This window comes from Nonomuraea sp. NPDC049714, from assembly GCF_044465295.1.
GTDB lineage: Bacteria > Actinomycetota > Actinomycetes > Streptosporangiales > Streptosporangiaceae > Nonomuraea.
The window spans coordinates 420,392-442,910 of record NZ_JBITLM010000002.1 but is presented as its reverse complement, the minus strand read 5'-3'; the positions used below and the strand labels follow the sequence as shown (position 1 = coordinate 442,910).

Annotated in this window: 16 protein-coding genes; 8 read left to right on the top strand and 8 right to left on the bottom strand. The window is 71.1% G+C overall.

Annotated elements, in window-relative coordinates:
* Positions 1-298 precede the first annotated feature (298 nt).
* Entirely contained in the window at positions 299-1,222 is a 924-nt protein-coding gene (locus ACIBQX_RS08950) for an alpha/beta hydrolase (protein WP_397002259.1), read from the top strand.
* Here the strand turns inward: ACIBQX_RS08950 and ACIBQX_RS08945 are convergent.
* Positions 1,195-2,685: an alpha/beta hydrolase family protein gene (locus ACIBQX_RS08945; RefSeq protein ID WP_397002257.1), complete on the bottom strand. Its 1,491-nt coding sequence runs from the start codon at positions 2,683-2,685 to the stop codon at positions 1,195-1,197. The genes ACIBQX_RS08950 and ACIBQX_RS08945 overlap by 28 nt on opposite strands.
* A 106-nt stretch (positions 2,686-2,791) precedes the next feature.
* Here ACIBQX_RS08945 and ACIBQX_RS08940 point away from each other — a divergent pair, with 106 nt between their 5' ends.
* Together ACIBQX_RS08940 and ACIBQX_RS08935 are read left to right on the top strand one after the other, a co-directional pair.
* Positions 2,792-3,910, top strand: coding sequence for an exonuclease SbcCD subunit D (locus ACIBQX_RS08940; RefSeq protein WP_397002255.1), 1,119 nt, complete (start codon positions 2,792-2,794; stop codon positions 3,908-3,910).
* Entirely contained in the window at positions 3,911-7,582 is a 3,672-nt protein-coding gene (locus tag ACIBQX_RS08935; protein ID WP_397002253.1) for an AAA family ATPase, read from the top strand.
* A gap of 106 nt (positions 7,583-7,688) precedes the next feature.
* Here the strand turns inward: ACIBQX_RS08935 and ACIBQX_RS08930 are convergent, their stop codons facing one another.
* Positions 7,689-8,228, bottom strand: coding sequence for a DUF1062 domain-containing protein (locus tag ACIBQX_RS08930; RefSeq protein WP_397002251.1), 540 nt, complete (start codon positions 8,226-8,228; stop codon positions 7,689-7,691).
* Between the two features lie 427 nt (positions 8,229-8,655).
* Complete coding sequence (locus ACIBQX_RS08925; RefSeq protein WP_397002249.1) at positions 8,656-9,876, bottom strand: LeuA family protein; 1,221 nt, start codon at positions 9,874-9,876, stop codon at positions 8,656-8,658.
* A 67-nt stretch (positions 9,877-9,943) separates the two neighbouring features.
* On the opposite strand from ACIBQX_RS08925, the gene ACIBQX_RS08920 reads away from it, so the two are divergent.
* Positions 9,944-11,236 (top strand): citrate/2-methylcitrate synthase, encoded by a 1,293-nt coding sequence (locus tag ACIBQX_RS08920; protein ID WP_397002247.1) that lies wholly within the window; start codon positions 9,944-9,946, stop codon positions 11,234-11,236.
* Positions 11,237-11,287: 51 nt separating this feature from the next.
* On the opposite strand, the gene ACIBQX_RS08915 is transcribed toward ACIBQX_RS08920, so the two are convergent.
* Entirely contained in the window at positions 11,288-11,680 is a 393-nt protein-coding gene (locus tag ACIBQX_RS08915) for an ATP-binding protein (RefSeq protein WP_397002245.1), read from the bottom strand.
* 202 nt (positions 11,681-11,882) lie between these two features.
* Between ACIBQX_RS08915 and ACIBQX_RS08910 the strand changes: the two genes are divergently transcribed.
* The 3 genes from ACIBQX_RS08910 (at position 11,883) to ACIBQX_RS08900 (ending at position 13,898) form a co-directional block, all read left to right on the top strand.
* Entirely contained in the window at positions 11,883-12,740 is an 858-nt protein-coding gene (locus ACIBQX_RS08910) for a helix-turn-helix domain-containing protein (protein ID WP_397002243.1), read from the top strand.
* Complete coding sequence (locus ACIBQX_RS08905; protein ID WP_397002241.1) at positions 12,737-12,973, top strand: DUF397 domain-containing protein; 237 nt, start codon at positions 12,737-12,739, stop codon at positions 12,971-12,973. The genes ACIBQX_RS08910 and ACIBQX_RS08905 overlap by 4 nt, the downstream gene beginning before the upstream one ends.
* Before the next feature lie 106 nt (positions 12,974-13,079).
* Positions 13,080-13,898: an alpha/beta fold hydrolase gene (locus ACIBQX_RS08900; RefSeq protein ID WP_397002239.1), complete on the top strand. Its 819-nt coding sequence runs from the start codon at positions 13,080-13,082 to the stop codon at positions 13,896-13,898.
* A 51-nt stretch (positions 13,899-13,949) separates the two neighbouring features.
* Here the strand turns inward: ACIBQX_RS08900 and ACIBQX_RS08895 are convergent, their stop codons facing one another.
* The 4 genes from ACIBQX_RS08895 to ACIBQX_RS08880 form a co-directional block, all read right to left on the bottom strand.
* On the bottom strand, positions 13,950-14,162 hold the full coding sequence (locus ACIBQX_RS08895; RefSeq protein WP_397002237.1) for a DUF6247 family protein: 213 nt from the start codon (positions 14,160-14,162) through the stop codon (positions 13,950-13,952).
* The gene (locus ACIBQX_RS08890; protein ID WP_397002235.1) at positions 14,149-17,178 is read right to left on the bottom strand and encodes a chromosome partitioning protein ParA; all 3,030 of its coding nucleotides are present in this window, start codon (positions 17,176-17,178) and stop codon (positions 14,149-14,151) included. The genes ACIBQX_RS08895 and ACIBQX_RS08890 overlap by 14 nt, the downstream gene beginning before the upstream one ends.
* Before the next feature lie 203 nt (positions 17,179-17,381).
* Positions 17,382-18,836 (bottom strand): hypothetical protein, encoded by a 1,455-nt coding sequence (locus ACIBQX_RS08885; protein ID WP_397002233.1) that lies wholly within the window; start codon positions 18,834-18,836, stop codon positions 17,382-17,384.
* Between the two features lie 179 nt (positions 18,837-19,015).
* Complete coding sequence (locus ACIBQX_RS08880) at positions 19,016-20,215, bottom strand: hypothetical protein (RefSeq protein ID WP_397002231.1); 1,200 nt, start codon at positions 20,213-20,215, stop codon at positions 19,016-19,018.
* A gap of 151 nt (positions 20,216-20,366) precedes the next feature.
* Between ACIBQX_RS08880 and ACIBQX_RS08875 the strand changes: the two genes are divergently transcribed.
* Positions 20,367-22,505 carry a fibronectin type III domain-containing protein gene (locus tag ACIBQX_RS08875; RefSeq protein ID WP_397002229.1) on the top strand — a complete coding sequence of 713 codons (2,139 nt, stop codon included), beginning with the start codon at positions 20,367-20,369 and terminating at the stop codon, positions 22,503-22,505.
* Positions 22,506-22,519 lie beyond the last annotated feature (14 nt).

Below are 22,519 nucleotides of genomic sequence, written 5' to 3'. Positions count from 1 at the left end.
CGTTGCCTCCCCTGGACCACCCTCTTGACCACGTCATCCCCGTTTCCTCGGCTCGGTAGGCCGAATCGAGGGGGCAGCCTACTGTCAAGATACGAAATCTACGTTTATATAAGAGTGAACTTCTGTAGCCGAATAAGGTTCGGGTCGTGGGTTCGTGAGATGGAGGACGGCGTGGCGGGCCGGATCGTCACCTTCACATTGAAGCGGCCGCGACCGCTCGGCGCTTTCACCTTTGCGATGCGCGGAGAGTCGCCCCCGGGCACGCCGCCGTGGCCCGTTGATCCTTATGGTGTCTAGCATGTACGAGACCACCGTTCTGACCATGCCGCCCGACTTCGAGGGTGAGGTCGTCGCGACGCTGCTGTCCAGGCGCGCCGGATCTCGTAGGGCGGTGCTCTACCTGCACGGCTTCACCGACTACTTCTTCCAGGACCACCTGGCCGACCACTACCTCGACCGCGGAGTCGACTTCTACGCCCTCGACCTCCGCAAGTACGGCCGGTCACTGCGCCCCCACCAGACCAGGGGGCTGGTGCGCAGTGTGACGGAGTACTTCCCGGAAATCGACCGGGCAGTCCAGATCATCCGGCAGGACCACGACGAGCTGACGGTCAACGCGCACTCCACCGGCGGCCTCGTCGCGCCCCTGTGGGCCGACCGTGTCCGCGGTCGCGGCCTGGTGCACGGCCTGGTGCTCAACAGCCCGTTCTTCGACCTGAACGTCCCCCTCCCGCTCCGGCTGGCCGCCGACCTGCTCACGACCCCGCTCTCCTACACCCGCAGGCCGCTGCCGCTCGGCGTCAGCACCGTGTACGGCCAGAGCCTGCACCGCGATCACCACGGCGAATGGGACTACGACCTGGAGCTCAAGCCGCTCGCCGGGTTCGCCGTGCACGCCATGTGGCTGGCCGCCATCCGCAGAGCGCAGCGGCGACTGCACGCAGGGCTGTCCGTGGACGTGCCCGTGCTCGTCATGTCCTCCGCCGCCGGGCTACGGGTGCGCGACTTCGTGCCCGAGGCGCTGTCGGCCGACATCGTGCTCGACCCCCGGCAGATCGCCCGCTGGTCCGCCTCGATCGGCCCGCACGTCACCAGCGTGCGCGTCGCCGGAGGCGTCCACGACCTGGTGCTGTCGGCGGAGCCGGTGCGCAAGCAGGTGTTCGCCGAGATCGACAAGTGGATGGCCGCCCACGTTCACCAGGGGAAGGAGAACAGCCCGTAGTAGGCCGCCGCCACCAGCAACAGCCCGGTGCCGCCGAGCACGCCGGCGATCGCCACATGCTGCCAGCGACTCGGCCGCATGCCCTCGCGCAGCCCCGACACCACCGCCGCCACGGCCGTGACCTCCTGGACGAGCATCAGCACGGCCAGCACCCGCACCACCAGCCAGCCCGCCAGCACCGCCGGCCAGGCCCCGGCCTGGTTGATCGAGAACAGCACCAGCAGCGTGATGAACGCCACCACCGACAGCAGCAGCCCCACGCCGGTCCACACCATCTTGTGCAGCCTGCGCCTGATCAGCGGCCACAGCCTGGCGTTCACCTCGGGCGCGGCGTGGCGGCCGCGCAGCCGCACCACCATCGCGGCGACCGGGCCCGCCACGTAACCCACGGCCGCCAGGCAGATCGTCAGCCCCAGCATCGTGCCGCCCGCGTACCACGGCGCGGCCGGCACGTCACTGGCCTCGAACCGCTGCACCGGAGTCGCCCCCGCCAGGTGCACCGAAGGCTCCGCGGTCCCCGGCAGGCCCTCGATCCAGTTGGCCAGCGTCTCCAGATAGCCGGCGGTGAACTCGCCACCGTGGATCCGCATGGCGTGGTCGCCCCTGTCCATGAAGCGGATGGTGTAGCGGTCGTTGCCCGCCTCCTTCATCCCCTTCATCAGCGCCTGCGTGGACTCCACGAAGGGGATCGACGGATCCGTCGTGCCGTAGAACGCCAGAACCGGTTGCTTCACCTGACTCAATGCCGGCTGCGCGTCGTACCGGAGAAAGTCGAAGCCGACCGCGCCCATCGCCCTGATCAGCAGATCGCGTGCCCCGATGGGGGCGCGCAGCCGCAGCAGTTGCTCGTTCAGCGCCCAGGCCACCTGGCGGAGCGGGGAGACGTTCGGAGAGGAGACCAGCACCATGAAGCCCACGCTCGGGCTCTTGGCGGCGGCGATCGGCACCACCCAGCCGCCCTCGCTCACGCCCCAGATCCCCACCCGCAACGGGTCCACATCGGGACGGGAGCGCAGATACTCCACCATCCGCAACGCATCGTCGGCGAGCAGCCCGAAGTCCCTGTCGCGGAAGTTGTAACCGTTCGTCCGCTTGTCGAACGCGACCGTCACCACCCCCGCCCTGGACAGGAACTCCGCCTGCGGGGTGAACTCGGTCCGCGAGCCGTTGCCCGACCCCGACACGAACACCATCGCCGGATAGCGCCCGGCCGCCGCCGGGAAGCGCACCGTGCCCTCCAGCGTCTGCCCCTCGGCGGGAATCGAGACGGGCTCCTCACGGATGGGCGTCACGTCCAGCACCGGCCGCACCTCGGTGACGGGCTGCGGCGGCAGGGACTGCAGTGCTAATTCGGCCTTGAGCGGCGGAGGATCGAACGTGGGCGGCAGCACATAGCCCACGGACGCGAGAGCCACCAGTAACAGACCGGCGGCCACGCTCAAAGTGCCACGGCCCGTCCGCATCGGCCTCCCCATGTGCGTTGGTTTGCCCGCCGATCTTTCAGCCTACTCCCGGTGCGTGTGGCGGAAGTGACCGCGATTGTCAGTGGGACCTGTTAGCTTCCTGCGAATGCGGATCCTGCATACCTCGGACTGGCATCTGGGGCGGTCGTTCCACCGCGAGAGCCTGCTCGACGGGCAGGCGGCCTACATCGACCACCTGCTCGAGACGGTGCGCGCCGAGCGGGTCGACGTGGTCGCCGTGGCCGGCGACGTCTACGACCGCGCGCTGCCGCCGGTCGACGCCGTCGCGCTCTGCAACGAGGCGCTCGGCCGGCTGCGCGCCGCCGGGGTCCGCACCGTCATGATCAGCGGCAACCACGACTCCGCGCGCAGGCTGGGCTTCGGCGCCTCCCTGTTCGAGGCGGCGGGGGTGCACCTGCGCACCGATCCGTCCCTCGCCTGGGAGCCGATCGTCATCGACGACGTCGCCTTCTACGGCATCCCCTACCTCGAGCCCGAGCTGGTCCGCCGCCCCTGGGAGCTGCCCGACCGCAGCCACACCGCCGCCCTGTCCCACGCCATGGGGCACATCCGCGCCGACGCCGCGCGCCACCCCCACTCGGTCGTACTCGCCCACGCCTTCGTCACCGGCGGGCAGGCCAGCGACAGCGAGCGCGACATCAGCGTCGGCGGGGTCGCCCACGTGCCGCTGACGGCCTTCGACGGCGTCGACTACGTCGCGCTCGGCCACCTCCACGGCCGCCAGCGCATGTCCGAGACCGTCCGCTACTCCGGCTCCCCGCTCGCCTACTCCTTCTCCGAGGCAGAGCAGGTGAAGGGCTCCTGGCTCGTCACCCTCGGTGCGGGCGTGGAGAGCGTGGAGTTCGTGCCCGCCCCGGTGCCACGTCCCGTCGGCCGCCTGCGCGGTCACCTGGAGGACCTGCTCACCTCGCCACGCCACGCCGGCCTCGAAGACCACTGGCTCCAAGTGGTGCTCACCGACCCGATCCGCCCCAAATCCGCCATGGACCGGCTCCGCGCCCGCTTCCCGCACATCCTCGCCCTCTCCTTCGACCCCGAAGGCGGTCAGGCCGCCCCTCAGCACGTACGCCACACCGGACGGCCCGAGGCGGAGGTCGCGCTGGACTTCGTCCGCGAAGTCCGCGGCGAGCCTGCCGCATCCGACGAGGAAGAGCTGCTAAGACGGGCCATCGAGGCATCCCGGGTCAAGGAGACGATGGCATAGATGCGGCCGCACCGGCTCTCGCTGACGGCCTTCGGCTCCTTTCCCGGGTCGGAGACCGTCGACTTCGACGCACTGACGGAGTCGGGCCTCTTCCTCGTGCACGGACCGACCGGGGCGGGCAAGACCACCGTTCTCGACGCCATCAGCTTCGCCCTCTACGGCCAGGTCCCCGGCCAGCGCAACAGCGCCCGCAGCCTGCGCTGCGACCACGCCCCGCCCGCCGCCGGCCCCTCCGTCACGCTGGAGGTGACGATCCGCGGCCGGCTGTTCCGCATTCAGCGCTCGCCCGCCTGGCAGCGCCCCAAGCTGCGCGGCACCGGCACCACCGAGGAAAACTCCAAGGTCATCGTCCAGGAGTGGCAGGGGGCCGACTGGCAGGGCCTCACCACCCGCCTCGACGAGGCCGGCGATCTGGTGAGCGGGCTGCTCGGGATGAACGCCGACCAGTTCTGCCAGGTGGCCATGCTGCCGCAGGGGGAGTTCGCCCGGTTCCTGCGCGCCGACGGGGGAGAGCGGCGCAAGCTGCTGGAGCGGCTGTTCACCGTCAAGATCTTCACTCAGGCGGAGTCCTGGCTCGCCGACCACCGCAAGCAGGCCTGGCGCGAGCAGGGAGAGCTGCGGCAGCAGGTGGACTACGCGATCCAGCGACTCGAAGAGGCGGCGGGCGACGACCTGCTCACCTCCGGGACCTGGCTCGACGCTCAGGAGGCGACCCCGTCCGACCCCGCTGCGGCCGAGGTTGCCCAGCCCACGCCGGAGGACGATCCCGTCGAGTGGGCCGGAGCCCTGCTGGACGCCGCACGGGCCGTCGTCGCACGCACGGCGGACCGCCACGCCGAGGCCGAGCGGGCCTGGCGAGCGGCAGGCCTGCGGTTCGAGCAGGCGGCCGCGCTGGCCGACCGGCAGCGCCGGCACGCCGAGGCGCTCACCCTGCGCCGCACCCTGGACGAGCGCGCCGAGGAACGCGCCGAGCTCCAGGCCGTGCTCGACGACGCCCACCGCGCGGACCGCGTGCTCCCGCTGCTCGCGGCGGCCAGGCAGCGCGCCGAGGCCGCCGCCAAGTCCCGCACCATGGCCGCCGACGCCCTCGCCCGCGCCCGCCCCCTCCTCACCGCCGAGACCGGCGACGGCGATGCTCGCGGTTTCGGTACGCCCGCGTCCCGGCGCTCGGCCGGTATCGAGGCGTCGATCGTCGGATGGGTGGCCCCCGAGCGGCTGGCCGACATGGAGCGGCGGCGGCAGGTGGAGCTCGCGCGCCTGTCCGAGCTGCTCACCGAGGAGGCGCGGCTGCTGGTGGTCCGGCGCGACCTGGGCAGGATCGAGGAGGAGCTCGGCGCGCTGGCCCGCGAGGACGAGACCGTGGGCGAGCGGTTGGCCGTACTCCCCGGACTCATCGAGGAGGCCGAGCGGGAGCTCGGCCGCGCTCGCCTGGACGCGGCCCGGATCCCGGCGGCCGAGGCCGTACGCGAGGCCGCCGCCGACCTGATCGGCATCGACCGCGAGCTGGCGCGGCTCGCGGCCGAGCTCGACGGGCTGACGCAGCGTGCGGCCGAGGTCGCCGCCACCGAGGCAGAGCTGCCCGCGCGGGTCGCCGACGCGGCCGCTCGCCTGGCCGAGGTACGGTCCGAAGCCGCGAACATCCCCGCAGCCGCCGCGACACTCGACGCCGCCAAGGCAGTGCTCGACGCCACTCACCGGCGAGACACCCTGGCGGACGAGCTGGAGACGGCCAGGGCGACGCACCAAGCACGGGTGGACCGCGCCCAGGGGCTCCGGGAGCGGTGGCTCGACCTCCGCCAGGCCCGCGTCGACGGTATGGCGGCCGAGCTGGCCCGCGACCTCGCCGACGGCCGGCCGTGTGCCGTGTGCGGCTCCACCCATCACCCGGACCCGGCCGCACCGGCGCCCAGCGCCCCCTCGGCCGACGACGAACACGTCGCCGAGCTCGCCCACGAGTCCGCGCTGGCCGATCGCGAGGCGGCCGAACTGACCATGGCCACCCTGGAGTCGCGCCTGACCGACGCGACCGAGGCCACCGGTGGCCTCGACGCGGACGCGGCCACGACCGCCGTCGAGCGGGCCGAGCGGGACCTGGCCGCCCTCCAGTCCGTCGCGAGCCGCGAGCCTGCGCTCGCCGCCGAGCTGGTACGCGCCGAGAACGAGCGCGAGGACGCCAGAGAACGCGCCCAGCACCTTAGCCATGCCCTCGCCGAACACCGAGCCCACACCACCCACCTACAAGCCGAACGATCCCGCCTCCTGACCCGCTTGACCCCCACCGACGCCATTGCCGATACCGACACCGGCGGTCCCCAGGGCGTTCTCGATCAGGACGGTGCTGCTGACCTGGGTGGGGCCCTCCGGGAAGGCGGCTCCGGGCGCAGCCGGGCGGTGCCGGAGATGTCGCCCGGGGCGGCGGCCGTCCTGCTCGCCGCTGCCGAGCAGGAGGTGAGCAGGCTCAGGGCGTCCGCCGCCAGGGAGCCGGTGCTCGCCGAGGAGGCGGCCAGGTTGCGGCGCGAGCTCGACGGGTCTCAGGAGCAGGCGCGACGGGTGACCGCCCGGCTGGCTTCCGGCCGTACTCGTCAGGAGGAGTTGAGCGGTGACGCCGCGAGGCTTGGCGCGCGGCTCGACGAGGCGCGCGGCGACGACGCGACGATCACGGCGCGGCTGTCCAGGCTCAGCGACGAGGCGGAGCTGCTGCGGGAGGCGCTGGAGGCCACGCAGGCGGCGGCCGCGGCCGAGGGGGAGCGCGGCAAGGCGGCGGAGGCGGCCGAGCAGGCGGCGCGGGAGGCCGGGTTCGCCGACGTGGCGGACGCGGAGGCCGCCGCGAGGAGCACCGCCGAGCGGGAGAGCAAGGCCGAGGCGCTGCGCCGGCTCGACGCCCAGCACGCGGCCGTCACCAGCACCCTGGCCGACCCGGAGCTGGTCGCGGCGGCGGCCGAGCCGGCGCCGGATCTGGACGGGCTCGGCGCGGAGCGGGACGAGGCCGAGCGCGCGTACACGGGGCTGGCGTCCGCGCTGGACCGGGCCACCGGCCGGCAGGCCCGGCTGGGGGAGCTGCGCGGCGAGCTGGTGGCCGGCATCGAGCGGTGGCGGCCCGCCGCCGAGCGGCACCGGCTGGTGGAGCGCATGGCGGCGCTGGCCAGCGGCACGTCGAGCGACAACCAGTGGAGCATGAGCCTGTCGTCGTACGTCCTGGGGGAGCGGCTCAGGCAGGTGGTCGACTTCGCCAACGAGCGGCTCGGCCACATGTCCGGCGGCCGCTACCTGCTCCGGCACGACCTGGCCAAGACGGCCGGGTCCAGGGCGCGTTCGGGCGGCGGCCTCGGGTTGCGGATGTACGACGGGTGGACGGGTGTGGAGCGGGACCCGGCGACGCTGTCGGGCGGGGAGAGCTTCATCACCTCGCTGGCGCTGGCCCTCGGGCTCGCCGACGTCGTCACGGCGGAGGCGGGCGGGGCGGAGATCGGCACGCTGTTCGTGGACGAGGGGTTCGGGACGCTGGACGAGGACACGCTCGACGGCGTGCTCGACATCCTCGACGGGCTGCGCGACGGCGGCCGGGCGGTGGGCATCGTCAGCCACGTCGCCGAGCTACGCTCCCGCATCCCCGCCCAGCTCAAGGTCACCAAGACCCGCACTGGCTCCACCCTGTCGGCGATCACGGGCTAGCTCGTCGGGCCCTGCCCGTCGGCTGGATCCGCGCCGACCTGACCAAGGCAGAACGCAGCACAGCTGTTTTCTGCCTTGGCGGAGAGCGTCGCACCGATACCTGGACCTACTGAACCGACCACACCAGGACGAATGAGAAGTCCAGTTTTGTCCTGCGGTTCAGCGGGATATCGATCTTGACTCTATGCGCGATCTCATGACGACTGATGCTTAATCCATGAGCGATGAGCCGTTCGGGACGGACTGGCACGGGATCGTCGAAGGTGACCGTGATCTGAAGGGGCCATGGATCCTCGGGAACGGGAGGTGCGTGGAGTTCCCAGCACCCGTCCCAATCGAGCGCGAACCGGTTGCGGCGGGCGATCAACGGGTCGAGAAGGGTATCCACGACGAGGGAAGGCGAGTTGGCCGAGTAACCGGCGAGAAGGTCAGCGGGCAGTGAGCGGACCGGGACGCGATCGTGGACGGTGAGCTTGCTGGTCCGGCCACAGGAAACGCAGTTGACCAGGAGCCAGACATCGAGAAGTTTGCCGTTGGCGTTGACGCGGAACCTGCCGTTGCCGATGGCGGCGCGGCCGGAAAGGCAGGCCACGCACCGGAGGGCGAGCAGGGGCAGGCGGGTGCGTCGCACCGCCCAGGGCAGCACGATATGAGGATGTGAAGACATGATCTCTCTGAAGACCTGACGAAGAGCATGGAGAACAGAGCCGACGGCGTCGTCGGCGACCGATGCGCAGGGAAGTGTCAGGTCTACAGAGCAGGCGGCGTCATGCGCGCGAAGTCCTCACGTTGGGGTGAGAACCCAGGGTAGGAAACCGCCATCCACACATCCATCCGTTTTCGCGACCGCCGTCAGCGGGAGCGTTCGGAAAGCCCGGGTGCCGAGTGAGGGGACAGGGCCGGGATTGAGGAACGGCCGCCCAAGGCACGAAGGGAACCGCACCGCGCGTTGGATGCACCTTTCGGCCGAGGTTCCCGGCGTGGAACGGCACGTTGAGCCGGCAAGCCGGGTTGATCAAGGGCCGTGCCCGAACCGGTCAGCCGGCTCGCCGGGACCCGCGCCTGATCGGCCGTCAAGCCGCCTCGTGGCCGGAGAAGAGCAGGGACAGCTCACGCGGGTAGGTCGCGATCAGGCGCAGCTCGTCGTCGGTGAGCGGCCGGCCCGTCATCGCGTTGCAGAGCTGCACCAGCCGGAACGCCAGGTCCTCCTCCCGCACCTCGACGCCGAGGCCGTCCATGACGTGCCGGAACCCGGCCTTCCCGCCGTACTCGCCGGTCAGCACCACTCGCCCGGCCCGCGCGTGCCAGTCCTCGGGGAACGGGCCGAGCGTGGCCTCGTCGTACAGCTCATAGTTGCCGTGGTCCTTCAGCGCGCCGTCGGCGTGGATGCCGCTCTCGTGCGCGAACGCGTTGCGCCCCACCCCCACCTGGTTGTACGGCAGCGGCTGCCCCAGGGCGTAGGCCGCCCACAGCCCGAACCTCCGTGCCCACGACAGGTCGAGCGCGTCACCGATCTCCGCCTCCAGGCCGAACCCGTGCTCGAAGGCGAGGATCGTGGAGAGCAGGTCGGCGTTGCCCGAGCGCTCACCGATGCCGTTGACGCAGGTGTTGATCCACGCGTCCTGCCCGGCGTCGAGGTCGCCGAGCGCGCCGGAGACGGAGTTGGCCACCGCCATGCCGAGGTCGTTGTGGCAGTGCGTCTCGATGGGCAGCGCGACGGCGGAGGCCAGCTTGGCGAACCGTTCGCGGATCCGGTCGGGGGTGTCGCCGCCGATCGTGTCGCAGTAGCGCACCCGGTCCGCGCCCGCCTCCTTGGCCGCCGCCGCGAACTCCAGCAGGAATCCGTCCCCGGTGCGCGAGCCGTCCTCGGCGTTGACGCCGACCGTCTGCGCGCCCGCCGCCTTGGCGGTCCTGACGGCGGCCGTCATCTCCCTGATGATCGCCTCCCGGTCGAGGCGGCCCCGGAACTTGTTCTGGATCATGTAGTCGGACGTGGAGATGGACAGGTTGTAGTGCCGTAGCCCGAGTGGCGCGGCCTTCTCCACGTCCTCCGCCACGCCCCGGCACCACCCGGACAGCCGCAGCTCGCCGAACGCTCCGGCCTCGGCCAGCGCGACCTGCGCCTTCACGTACGGCACCTCGTGGAACAGGAAGGGGAACCCGATCTCGGACTGCGCCACGCCGAGTCTGGCCAGATAGAAGTTGACCATGGTCTTGCCGAACTTCGACAGGCCGGTGCGCGCGGTCTGCACGCCGTCCCGGTTGGTCACGTCGAGGAAATGAACTTGAGGCATACGGTCACGTTGACACGTCTCCTCAATGTGTATCAATATTGATTTTCATCAATATAGGAGGCGGCCGGTGGAGTGGATCGACGCAGCGACCGCAGCGGAACGGCTCGGCATCAAACCGGCCACGCTCTACGCGTACGTCAGCCGGGGCCTCCTCAAACGCCGCCACGATGACAGCGGGCGGCGCAGTCTCTTCGACGCCGCCGAGATCGAGCAGCTCGCCAGGCGCGGCCGTCCGCGCGGCCAGCCGCCGGAGCTGGTCATCGAGTCCGCCATCACCGCCCTCGGCCTCGACCGCCCGCACTATCGCGGCCACGACACCCTGACCCTGGCCCGAACCACGAGTTTCGAGGCCGTCGCCGAGTGGCTGTGGACGGCCGACCCGGCACTTCTACCTCAGGCGGCGCGAGTCCCGGCGGCTCGTGACGGCGAGCCCCGACCGTGGACCTGTGATCCCGAAGCAGTACGGGCGGCCGTCGCCGCGCAGCGCGATCTGCCCGACGACATCCTGCCGCTCGACCGCCTGCAAGTGATCACCACCGTGCTCGGCGCGTCCGACTCCCTCCGCTACCACCTCGATCCCGAGTCCGTCACCGCCACCGCCCGCCGCCTCATCACCGGCCTGGTCGAAGCCCTGCCCGCCCTCCAGAAACCCCAAGGAACCTCAATCGCCGAGCGGCTCTGGCCCCGCCTGACCCCGCACCCCGCCACCCCCGCCCTCCTGCGGACCCTCGAAGCCGCCCTCGTGCTGATCGCCGACCACGAACTGGCCGCCTCGACCCTGGCCGCCAGGGTGGCCGCCTCGGCCAGAGCCGACCCGTACGCCGTGGTGCTCACCGGCCTCGGCGTCCTCGGCGGCCCGCTGCACGGCGGCGCCTCCTACGCTGCCGAACGCCTCCTCCACGAGGTCACCACCCCGGCCCAGGCACCGCGCGTGATCGCCGACCGGATCCGCCGAGGCGAGCGCATCCCGGGCTTCGGCCACAGCATCTACAAGAACGGCGACGCCCGAGGCGTGCTCCTCCTCGACCTGGTCACCGAGGCAGCCCTCGGCGAGGACGACCTGGCCGTTGAGGCGACACGCGGAGAGAGCGGCGTGGCCGCTGAGGCAGCGTCCGGCCGCGACAGGCTGGCCGTCGCTCGGGCCGTGCTGGACGAGGTGCGCAGACGCCGCCTCCCCGAGCAGAACGTCGACTTCGCCCTCGCAGCCCTCACCGAGGTCGCCGGCATGATCACCGGCGCGGGCGAGGCCGTCTTCGCCATCGCCAGGACCGCCGGCTGGCTCGCCCACGCCATGGAGGAGTACGCCAACGGCACCCTGCTCCGCCTCCGCGCCACCTACATCGGCCCGCCGATCAGATGACCCGGCGCCAGAACGGTCTCGATGTCGAGGCTCCACCGTTTGGGTCTGCTCCTACAGCCGGAACCAGACACGTTTTCCGCCCAGAAGTGGTTCGAACATCAGGTCTTCCGCGAGCATGGACAGCAGGAACAGCCCTCGGCCGCTCTCCTCGTCCTGGGTCGGTTCCTTCATCACCGGAAGAGTGTCGTCGAAGTCGGTGACTTCAACGGTGATTCCATCCGCTGTCTCGCGGACCGGTACCTCGCAGCCGCTGTGGGCGTGTTTGTGCACGTTCGTCAAAAGTTCGGTGACGCCCAACTCGGCCACGAAACTCAACTCGCTCTTACGCCAGAGCCGCAGGTAGACGCGGACCATCTCGCGAACGGGACCAAGCACGTCCGGGCACACCTCGGACAGCACCATGTAGTACTGGCGCGCAGTGGGCGCAGCCGTGGCAGCAGACATGTGACCTCTCCAGGACGTGGATGAGTGGTTCAGCGAAGATGTCTCTCCGTACTTGCTCGACCACTCTTCGCTGTCACGCCTGATGATGCAGCGAGAGCTACCCTGTGGGCAAGTAATTCCTTGAAGAAAGTCTTTCCTTCGAAGAGGATGGCGTTACCTGAGCCGTTCCCGGCATTACGCTCCACCGAGGAAGGAGGTGGTCATGCCTGTCGAACCCACTCCACGTCGGCGGCGTCTCGGGGCAGAGCTCAGGCGTATCCGTGAGGCGCTGGGCTGGACCCAGGAGGAGGCTGCGAGCCGCCTCGGCTACCAGTCCCTTTCGACCGTTAGCAAGATCGAGAATGGATTGCAGGGGCTCAGGATCCAGCAGCTCCCGCACTTCTTCGAGGTCTTCGACATCACCGACGCTACCCTGCGAGAGGAGCTCCGGGACCTTGTACGCCGTGCCGGCGAAGCCGATTGGTGGCAACGCTACGAGGGTGTGGTCGATGACCCGCTCGGCGACTACCTCTCCCAGGTGGAGAACGCCGACGGTCTGTTCGTCTTCAACCCGCTGGCCGTCCACGGCCTGCTCCAGACGCCGGAGTACGCCCACGCCGTGACTGAGGGCAGCAGGGTATGGAAGACCCCTGAGGACATCGACCGCTTCGTGGCGCTACGACTGGAACATCAGCGGGCCATGTCGGAGAGCCGACCGCCGTTGAAGATCTGGACGGTCCTCCCCGAAGGACTGCTACGCCAAGAGGTCGGAGGACGGGCATGCATGCGCGCCCAGATCGAGCATCTGATGCACGTGGCTCGCACCAGCCCTGAAGTCACCATCCAAGTTCTGCCGTTCTCGGCGGGAGCGCACGCGGGAATGGACGGCCCATTCATGATCATGTCCTTCTCGACCGGCCGTGACCTCGTCTGCATCGAGTCCCTACGCGCATCCCTGCACGTGAACAAGCCCGAAAGCGTCGAGCTCTACCGGACAGCCAGCGACCTGTTGAAGTCCGACGCCCTGTCACCCAACGCTTCGCAGAAAATTCTCGCCACGATCGCCAAGGATCTCTCATGAACAAGAACGCCCTCGACACTGCCTGGATCGAGACCCAACTCCGTGACGCCCACTGGCACACCAGCAGCTTCAGCAGCGGCGGCACCAACTGCGTTCAGGTCGCCTTCCTGGACGGCGGCATCGTGGCCTTACGCGACTCCAAGAACCCGCAGAAGCCGCCGCACCTGTTCACCGACGCGGAGTACGACGCCTTCGTCGGAGGCATCGAGCACGGCGAACTCCGGCGTTCCTGAGCATGCGGGATCGATCAACGCGAACGTGGCCCGCTACGGCAATGGTTACGATCAGACCGGCCGATGTCGCAGTGCGATGAGTGAACCCTCTCGCAAGGAGGCTCCGGTGACAGGTGATCCTTCGAAGGCGGTGACTGGTTTGGAAGCGATCAGAAAGTTCATGATCGGTGATACGCCGATCGCGGCCGAAGACCACGGCGGGCATGGTCAGGATGTGCTGCTCCTGCACGGTGGCGGGCGGTCACGCGAAGACTGGGCCGTCTTCGCGGAACTTCTTCTGGCCAGGGGATTCAGACCGGTGTCCATGGATCTGCGTGGTCATGGCAAGTCCGGCGCGGCGCCGTGGTCATGGGAGGGGGCGCTGGCGGACGTGACCGCCGTGGTCGAGGCGGTCGAGCTCCGTCAACCTGTGGTCATCGGGCATTCCCTGGGCGGCATGGTGGCCGCCCTATGGGCCGGCGAGCATCCGGAGTGCCCGCTCGCGGTCAACCTCGACGGTCACGGCAACCCGACACGGGCCGAGCAATTCCTCGGGCTGGACGAGGCCTCGGCGGTGCGGGCGCAGCAAGAGATGACCCTGTTCCTGGAGGAGATGGGCCGGGGCCTCCCGGAATCGTTCCTCCAGGTCATGCGAGAGATAGACGCTCTGGATCTCTTCGCCGTCTACCGTGCCGCACGCTGTCCCGTACTTGTCGTCAGCGGCGACGCGACGGCCTTCGCAGCGATCTTCCCTGAGCATCTCGTCCCTGCCTGGCACGCCTACTGCGCCTGGACACGGCGGGAGCTTGCGGCGGTCACCCGCAGGCCATCGCCGGTACGAGAAGCGTCTCTACCAACAGGGCACGATCCACACCGTGAAGACCCTGAGAGTCTGGCACGTCTCCTGGCCGAGCATCTCGACCAGAGCGATACCGCCTCGGCCTAACTCCGAGGGCGAGGAGCAGCCCGTCGAAAGGAGAAGGATCGGCGTGCGCGGCTACTCGCCGGTCGCCTTCATCCGGGCCGTATGCCACCAGCGCGCGAGCAGATCATTCACGGGCGAGAGGTCCAGCTCTTCGGTGGCCTTGGCCATGGCCTGCTGGTAACCCTTGTCGAAGTGGACGCGGTCGGTAGGAGGCAGGCAGGCGCGGATATTACGAGGGCTCCGATCGCCGTTCAGCGACTCAACGATCTTGTCAGGAGCTCGCACGGTGACCCTCGGCGGTCCTGTCCACGTACGCCGCCAGGGTGCGCACCCGGTCGGCGTGCTGGTCGTGGCCGACGATCACCGGTGGCTCGTTGTACGGCATCGCGTCGGAGGAGCGGCGGAGCTTGATGTACTGGCCGCAGGCGTCGATCGCGTACGGCTCCATGTCATCCTGGAGTGCCCCGATGACCGTGATGCCGTACGTCTCCCCGATCCGCCTGAACAGCGCCACCGCCTCCCGCCTGTGCTCCTTGCCCAGGTTGCGGCCCAGCTCGTCCAGCACCAGGCACAGGTGGCCGCCGCCGGAGGAGGCGATGGCCGCCGCGCAGACCAGCTTGACCGCCTTCTCGTCCATGAGCGCGGTGTTGGCCCGGCGGTTGTACGGCACGTAGCCCTGGCCCTCGCCGCGCCGCCACTTCGGCGTCACCCGCCACTGCCAGCGCTGCTCAGGGTCGGCGGGGGCGGGCGGCACCGGGAACTCCAGCGTCGCGCCGTAGCCGCCGTACGAGCTGTCGAGCTTCTCGAACTCCTCGGCCACCCGGGTGAGCCGCGCCCTGATCGCCGCCGTCAGCGCCGCCCGGTGCACGGCCGTCGACTGCGCCGCCTCCTCCGCGCCCTTGTCGGCCGCCGCCAGGTCACGCTGCCTGGACACCACCTGCGCCTCGATCTGCCGCCGCTGGTGCTTCTCGTACTCCTCCTGCGCCCGCAGGTAGGACGCGAGCGACCCGCACACCCCCGCGAACGTCGCCTGCTCCCGCGCCGTGCTGCCACTCCGCTCCTGCAGCAGGAACCGCAGCTCCTCGGGAACCTCGTCCTCCTCCTGCGGGAACGTGTCACGCAACGCCTGGTCGAGGAGGCGTTCGGCGGCCCGCCACCACTCGTCGGCCGTGCGCCCACGCTCCTCCTCCGGCAGCGCCCGCACCCACTCGCCGGCCGTCTCCACGGTGCCGCCCCAGTCGGCGGCCAGCGCCTCCAGCTTGAGCGCGTCCCGCTCGGCGCCGACCTTCGCCTCCTGCTCGCGTGCCTGCGCCCGCTCGGCCTCGTGCCGGTGCCGCCGCCCGTCCAGCCGTTCGATCTCCATGTCCCTGGTGCGAGCCCGGAAGTCGAGCGCGCCCGCCTGCCGTTCGGCCTCCGCCACGCGCGGCACCAGCTCCTCCAGCGCCGCCGTCAGCTCGCTCAACCTGGCCCGCCGCTCGCTCAGCCGCCGCTCCAGCTCCGCCAGCCGCACCCCGGCCTTGGCTCCTTCGAGCCTGCGCTGCGCCTGCGCGACCGCTTCCTCCTCATTCCGTACGGCTTGCGCGGCGGTCTCCTGGATGTCCATGGCGCGGTTCAGCCGGTGCTCGGCCGCCTTGATCCGGGCCTCGCGCCCCGTGGCCACCCCGTCGAACGCGCCCACCACGCTCACCCCGGCGGCGCTCACCAGCACGGATCCGGGCAGTTCGGCCAGCGCGGCGGCGGCCGCCCCAAGCTGGGCGGCGTCCACGATCACGGCGTGCTCGCCCGGCCACCCGCGCAGGTCGTCCAGCCGGAGATCCCCGACCGGCCCGCCCTGATCGCGAGCCTGCTCGGCGACATCGAGCGCGTCGAGCAGCCCGGTCGCGCCCACGCCCGCCGAGGCCAGGGCGTTGAGCTGGGCGGCGGCCGGACCTCCCTCGGCGTCGTCCAGCGCAGCCTGTGCGGAGGCCGTCTCCCGGTCGGCCACGCCGAGAGCCTTGAGCGCCTCGTTCAGTCGCAGCCCGACCTCCTTCAGCTCGCGCTCGGCCGTGGGCACGTCACGGCCGTCGGCGAACCTGCGGGCCTCCTCCAGCGCGGGGATCATCCCGCGCAGCTCGTCGGCGGAGTTCTCCGCCACGGCGCGGTCGGCGTCGAGCTTGCCCGCTCGTGCCTGAAGGGCGGCGAGCTCTCTGCGCGCCTCCGTGACACTCCGGTCGAGCGTGTCCTCCTTGAGCGTGCCGATCTCCGCCTTCACCAGCGCGATCGCCTCGGCCGCCGCCTCACTCGCCGCCTGGTGCCGGGCCAGCTCGGCGGCCAGCGCCTCGTCCTTGCCCGCTGCGTCGGCCAGCCTTCTGGCCTGCCTGCCCCGCCAGCACCGCAACGCCCCGGCCAGCCGTACCCGCGCCTGGTCCCGCCGGTCGAACGTGGCCAGCAGCGCCTTCGACTCCGCCTCGAACTCCGCCAGCCGCTCGCCCGCCAGCGCGGCCCGCACCCGCTTGGCGTGCTCGTCCCGCCGCGCCTCCCGCTCCTGCTCCAACTCGGCGTCGAGCCCCGTCAGCGCGGCGATCGCCTCGAAGACCCGCTCGGGCGAGATCTCGTTGAGCGGCTGGGAGAGCAGGTTCGTGGCGACCTTGCTGCGCACGCTGGTCGACAGGAACGACACACACCGGACCCGATCCCCGTACAGCACCTTGGTGAGATCACGCGCCACCACGTCGCGCCGCCCGGCGGACCTGGGCAGCGACGCCCACAACTCGTCGGCGCGCGCCACCCGCTCGGCCTCGGAGGCCGCGGCGGCCAGGTGCACCCCCTCGCGCCAGCGGATCTCCAGGTGCGGCGCCTCCTGGTTCACCCGCAGCCAGACGGTGACGGCCCCGCCCGAGGTGGCGGTCACCTCGAACAGCTCCCCGTCCTCCCCGGCCACCGCGTCGACCGACTTCGCCGCCGTGAAATCCTCCATGCCCGCCGGGGCGAAGACGCCCACGATGTAGCCGTGATCCGCGCTCGCCCACTGCCGGGCGCCCGCGCCGCTGGCCAGCTCGGCGTTGAACAGCAGCTCCGACACCGCCTTGGCGCCCGAGGCGAACCGCCACTGCTCGTCCCCCAGCAGCGCCGTGATCGAGGCGATGAACGAGGACTTGCCCGCGCCGTTGGAGTCCTTGGGCCCGGCACCCGCGACCACGATCAGCGTGCCGGGCACCGTGGGCACCGGATGGGTGGACAGCCGCGAGATGTTGACCGCCTGCACGGCGATCAGCACCCGTTCCCCGACGACGTTCTCCACCTGCGCCACCACGACCCCCATACCTCTTTCCACCCGCACGCCCATCGCGTACGGCTACCTACGCCTCAACCCGAGCCCTGTGTGCCCGCTGCGTGCGAGCTTCCAGGGCGTGCAACCCGCGCTCTGTGTGCCTTTCCGCCTGCGCACTCTCGGGGTTTCCAGCCGTGCACGGCCTTGGCTCTCAGGACCGCGGTTTCACCACGTGCACTTGTGATCCGTGTCTTTCACCGTGCTGACCTGCGAGCTCGTACGGCCGCCGCCAGTGGCGTGTCCGGGCCGGCGGCCAGAATGAGCTCCTCCTGCAACCGCCGCCGCGCCGCCGGGGTGAGCCGGTGGAACTGCGGACCGGGAACGTAACCGCCCGCCTCCTCACCCGCCTTCACCTGGGTCAGCAGCCCCGCATGCCGCAGGACCCGCAACGCGGCCTCCAGCTCGCCGATCGGCAGCTGGGTGTGGCGGCGCAGCTCGTCCGCCGGCGTGGGGTGCGGCGACAGCCACGAATCCTCCGGCAGCAGCCCCTCGGCGCGCGGGATCGCCACCGAGTGCACCAGCACCAACGTCAGCACCGCCCGCTCACTCTCACCCAGCTCAGGCCCACCGGGGCGAGCCGGCGGAGAGGAGGCCGCGACACCCGTGGGGGACGTGGGGGCGGCGCCCGAGGCAGCGGCGGCGGCCTCGTCGTCGTAACCCGAGATCCAGCGTTCGCGGTGCTGGATCAGCGTGCGTCCGCGACGGGTGAGCATCTCGCCGAGTGTGCGGCGCAGCGCGGGGTCGCGCAGCGCGGCGAACCGTGCCTCCTGCACCGGCTCGGCGGTGTGCTCCACCACCATGAAGGCCGCCACCAGCTCCGCGCGCCGCCGCTCGTCGTAGGCGCTGAGCAGGTCGTCGAACTCCACCACGCCGGACTCCACCCGCCCACCCACCACCGACCACGGAGCCGGCCGATCCCCGGCCTCGGGATCAGGGTCTCCCGTGGGCGTGCCCTCGGCCGCTACGACGGCCTCGGTGTGTCGGCCTGCGGGTGTGGTCTGGGTTGGTATGGCGGCATCGGGGTGCTGGTCGGCAGGCGTGCCCTCGGGCGAGCGGGCCGCTGTGACGGGATCGGCGTCAGACGGGTGGGCCGCCGCCTCGGCGCCGGGGGCCATAGGAACGCGGGCCGCTGCCACGAGGTCGGCGTCGGGGACTACGGTCAGCGCCCGGCGCTCCGGCTCGGGGATGCGCCGGACCAGGTCCTTCAGGACGGACTGCGACTCCACGGGCCACAGGGCGCAGCGTGGGCCGAGGGAGACGATGCCGTCGGCCATGACGATCCACGCCGAGTCGTGCAGGCGGCGCAGGGCGCCGATGGCCCAGTTGCGCATCAGGTCGTCGGAGCGGCCGATCAGGGCCCGGTAGGTGTCGAGCACCCGCTCCATCGGCGCCGGATCACCCGGCCACGGATCGGTCGAGTGGTCGCTCCAGCAGCACGTGAGCACCGCCGCCAGCACCCGGCGCGTCTCGCCCGCCCGCTCCACCGGCATGGGCGCGACCTGGTGCTCCTCCAGCAGCGACGGCGTCACTCCATCCGGCCACAGCGGCAGGGCCTGGCCGGTGTAGTCGTGGCGCGACAGCCGCAGCATCCCGCCGGGGGCGGGGACCGCCGCGCCCAGCGGGACAGGCCCACCCGAGCGGGCCCGCACATGTGCGACCGCGTCAGCCGCAGGACCGGCAGCGGGACGGCGCGCGGAACCGGCACTGGCCCGGCGTGTGGGACCGACGCCGGTTTGGCGCCGTGCGTCACCCGGTGACGAGGGCCGGTCGGGAGTCGGGGCCTGGTCGTCGCCGAGGGACGGCGGGGCGTCCGAAGGGTGCGCGTCGGTCATCGGGTGCGCTCCAGGTAGCCGTGGGAGAGCCAGGCCGGCTCGCGGGCCGGGTCGATGGTGAGGTCGCCGGACCAGGCGAGCCGGTAGGGCAGCTCGGGCCGCAGGTCGACGGTCGTCAGGTCGGCGAGCAGGCGGCGGGCGGAGGGCCAGTCGGGGCCGAGCACGTCGGCCAGGGCGACCCGCGAGGACGGCCCGAGCAGGGTCTCCGCCAGCTCGGTCAGCCGTTCGACGGCGGCCGTGGGTGAGGAGTCGAGCGAGTCGCCGGGGCCCGGGTCGGGCAGGGCGGAGCGTGGCGGAGTGGGCTGCGCGGGGGTGGGGCGCGGAGCCTCGTCGACGGCGCGGGCGATGGCCGCTGGATCGTGCCAGGGCGCGGGGGCGTCGAACACGAAGCCGTCGAGCACCGCCGCCAGCCGCTCCTTGGACGCCGTCTGGGCGAACGTCCGCCACGCCTCCGTCGGCAGCAGCGTCAGGTTGCGGGTCATGCCGGCCGAGTCGGCGAGCCGGCCGGCGGCCCGTCGTGAGGCGTCGCTGTAGGAGTAGATGGCGGCACGCAGGTCGGTGCAGGACCGGTCGAGCTCCGGCCAGCGGGTGAGGATGGTGCCGTGCAGGCTCTGGGCGCGGTGCGCGATCTCCTCGGTGCCCCACAGCTTGGGCGCCTGCTCGCGCAGCTCCTCGATGGTGCCGGTGGTGAGCGTGATCAGCTCCAGCGCCCACAGCCTGAACGCGCGCGCCAGGTTGGCGGCGCTCTGCCGGGCTTCGTCCATCGTGGTGCGGGGATCGGCGACGTTGAGATCCTCCAGGGCGAGCAGCCGGTGCATCTCGGACTGCCCGCCGTCGTCCATCATCCGCCGGATGAACATCAGCCCGACCACGCTGGTGAACGACGCCCGATAGCGGAGCTGGTTGGGCTTGGGGAACACCTCGCGGATCGCGCCGAGGCCCTTGAGCACGCGCAGCCGGTTGTCGAACTGGTCGGTCGGGTGGGCACGGCAGGCGAAGCGCATCTGCTCGTGCGTCAGCCACTCCTCGCCGGCCTCCGCGAACGCGGCGAACAGGGTCTCGGCGATGTCGACCAGGGCCGGATCGTCGACGACCGCGCCGCTGTCGCGGGCCAGCGCCGCGAACATGCGGCGGTAGGTGGACAGCACCGCCTCGTCGGTGAGCGCGGTGTCGAGGGTCAAGAGCTGCTCGGGCACGGGCACTAAGGTACGGCCTCCCGCCGACAATCTCGGACCGGTCACAGCCGTGCCGGAGACGCATGCGGAAAGCTACGGCAGCGCGCTAGGGTGACTCACGATACAAACGGGGCGAACAGATAGTAATCATTCATACGGGGTGAGTAGACGGATGCGTATCCGCGTACTCCGAGGAGATCGAGCCACCGCGGTGATCGCGGGAGCGGCGGCCGTCGTCCTGGTCGGCGCCGCGGCCTTCTTCGGCGTGGGCGTGTCGAGCGCCAACCCGAAGCTGGCCGACGTCGGGGCCTGGCTGTGGACCAAGGTCAGCGGCAAGGTCGTGCACGTCAACGGCCTGTCCGGAGAGGTCGACGGCTATCTCGACGACAAGGCCGGCAAGCAACTGCGTGTCGTCCAGGACGGCTCCCACGTGCTGCTCGTCGACGAGCGCACCGGCAACGTCAGCAGGATCGAGCCCAGTCAGCTCACCGTCACCCAGACCCGCGACTTCGGCGCGGCGGGCGTGCAACTCGTGCTGTCCGGTTCGACCGGCTATGCCGTGGATCCGGCCGGCAAGGTGCAGCAGATCGACCCCCTCACGCTCAACACCGTCGGCGCACCGCTCACCCTGCCGGGCCCGCTCGGCGCTGCCCGCGTCGACGGTGGCGGCAAGCTGTGGGTGCCCGTCACCGCCGAGGGCCAGGTGGTCCCGGTGTCCGGCGGGACGGCCGGGACCGGCGTCAAGGTGGGCGAGCCCGGTGAGGAACTCGCCGTCACGATCGCCGGCACGGTCCCCGTGATCGTCAACACCCGCGCGGCCACCGCCACGCTGATCGGCGCGGACGGCGGCGTCGGCGAGATCACGCTGCCCAAGGAGGTGGCGCAGGCGGCCAAGGGCGGCGTGCTCACCCCCGCCGCCACCGAGGGCGCGCTCGTGCCGGTGCTCACGCCCGGCGAGTCGGGACTGCTCGTGGTGATCGACACCTCGTCCAACTCGGTGCTCAACACCAAGTTCGAGGTACGGGATCCGGCCGCGCTCGGCGTGCCACAGGTGCTCGGCTCCAAGGTGTACGTGCCGGACAGCGGCAGCGGAGCCCTGATCGTCTGGGACAGCGCCGTCGGCGGCAGGCCCACCACGCTTCAGGTGGCGCAGGGCCCCGGCCCGGTGGACGTGTTCGTCAAGGACGGGCTTCTCTGGGCGAACGACGAGAACGGCGACAAGGCCATCGTGATCGACCCTGAGGGCCGCAAACACGACATCGAGAAGGACGACTCCGACGTCCCCGGCCCCACCAACACGCCACAGCCCAAGAAGACGCCCCGCCCGGAGCCGACCCGTACCGGAACCCTGCCGGACCCGGACAGGACGGCCGACCCCAGCCCGACCGACACCGAGCCGGTCCAGCGGGAGCCCGAGCCCGACCCGGAGCCCACCCGGACCAGGACGCCCACCCGCACTCCGACCCCCACGCCGACCAGGACCGCCATCGCGCCGGGGAAGCCCGGCGCGGTGACCGCCCGATCCGGCCCCGGCCGGGTCGACGTCGGGTTCAGCCCGTCGACCGGCGGCCAGGTGGATCGCTACACGCTCCAGGTGTCGGGCGGCGACGGCCGGACCACGCCCCAGTCGGTGGACGCCGACGGGCCGTTCCGGTTCGAGTTCGCCGGCGGCGACTGCACGGCCGAGTACACCTTCACCGTCGTCGCGCACTGGTCGGGCGGCGAGGTCGAGTCCGAGCCGAGCGCCGGCGTCAAGCCCTGCGTCGCACCGGGCGCGCCGTCGAACTTCGCGGCCAAGGCCAAGAACAAGGGCGCGGAGCTGACCTGGAGCGCCCCGGAGAACGCCGGCGACGGCGTCACCTACGTGCTCTCGGGCGCGGCCACCGACGACGGCGTCCAGGGCACGTCGTTCACCGTGGACGGCCTCAAGAACAACCAGAAGCACGCGTTCACCCTCAAGGCCAGGAACGACGCGGGGGAGAGCCAGGAGGTCGCCACGGCCGAGGTGGACCTGGCATATCCGAGACAGCAGTACAAGAACGTCAGCAACGACGACACCAACACGATCATCCGGCCGGGACCGTCGCAGAGTGGCGAGTCCGGAAAGATCCCGCAGGGGCAGTACATCACCCTGACGGTGATCTGCCAGGTGAAGGGCACGTCGTACACCGACACGTCCACCGGCAAGTCCAGCGACATCTGGAACCGGATCGAGTCGTCGGCCGGCAACGGCTACCTCAACGACACGCTGGTCGGGACGCCAGAGGGAGGCGGCTTCCCGGAGGCGCCGCTTTTCGAGTGCGATGACTGAGACGGATGACTGAG

What these genes read in the sequence shown, in the direction of transcription:
- ACIBQX_RS08875 (WP_397002229.1), top strand. Translation starts at nt 20,367, where the DNA reads ATGCGTATCCGCGTACTCCGAGGAGATCGAGCCACCGCGGTGATCGCG.
- ACIBQX_RS08950 (WP_397002259.1), top strand. Translation starts at nt 299, where the DNA reads ATGTACGAGACCACCGTTCTGACCATGCCGCCCGACTTCGAGGGTGAG.
- ACIBQX_RS08910 (WP_397002243.1), top strand. Translation starts at nt 11,883, where the DNA reads ATGCCTGTCGAACCCACTCCACGTCGGCGGCGTCTCGGGGCAGAGCTC.
- ACIBQX_RS08915 (WP_397002245.1), bottom strand. Translation starts at nt 11,680, where the DNA reads ATGTCTGCTGCCACGGCTGCGCCCACTGCGCGCCAGTACTACATGGTG.
- ACIBQX_RS08945 (WP_397002257.1), bottom strand. Translation starts at nt 2,685, where the DNA reads ATGCGGACGGGCCGTGGCACTTTGAGCGTGGCCGCCGGTCTGTTACTG.
- ACIBQX_RS08935 (WP_397002253.1), top strand. Translation starts at nt 3,911, where the DNA reads ATGCGGCCGCACCGGCTCTCGCTGACGGCCTTCGGCTCCTTTCCCGGG.
- ACIBQX_RS08905 (WP_397002241.1), top strand. Translation starts at nt 12,737, where the DNA reads ATGAACAAGAACGCCCTCGACACTGCCTGGATCGAGACCCAACTCCGT.
- ACIBQX_RS08940 (WP_397002255.1), top strand. Translation starts at nt 2,792, where the DNA reads ATGCGGATCCTGCATACCTCGGACTGGCATCTGGGGCGGTCGTTCCAC.
- ACIBQX_RS08925 (WP_397002249.1), bottom strand. Translation starts at nt 9,876, where the DNA reads ATGCCTCAAGTTCATTTCCTCGACGTGACCAACCGGGACGGCGTGCAG.
- ACIBQX_RS08890 (WP_397002235.1), bottom strand. Translation starts at nt 17,178, where the DNA reads ATGGGGGTCGTGGTGGCGCAGGTGGAGAACGTCGTCGGGGAACGGGTG.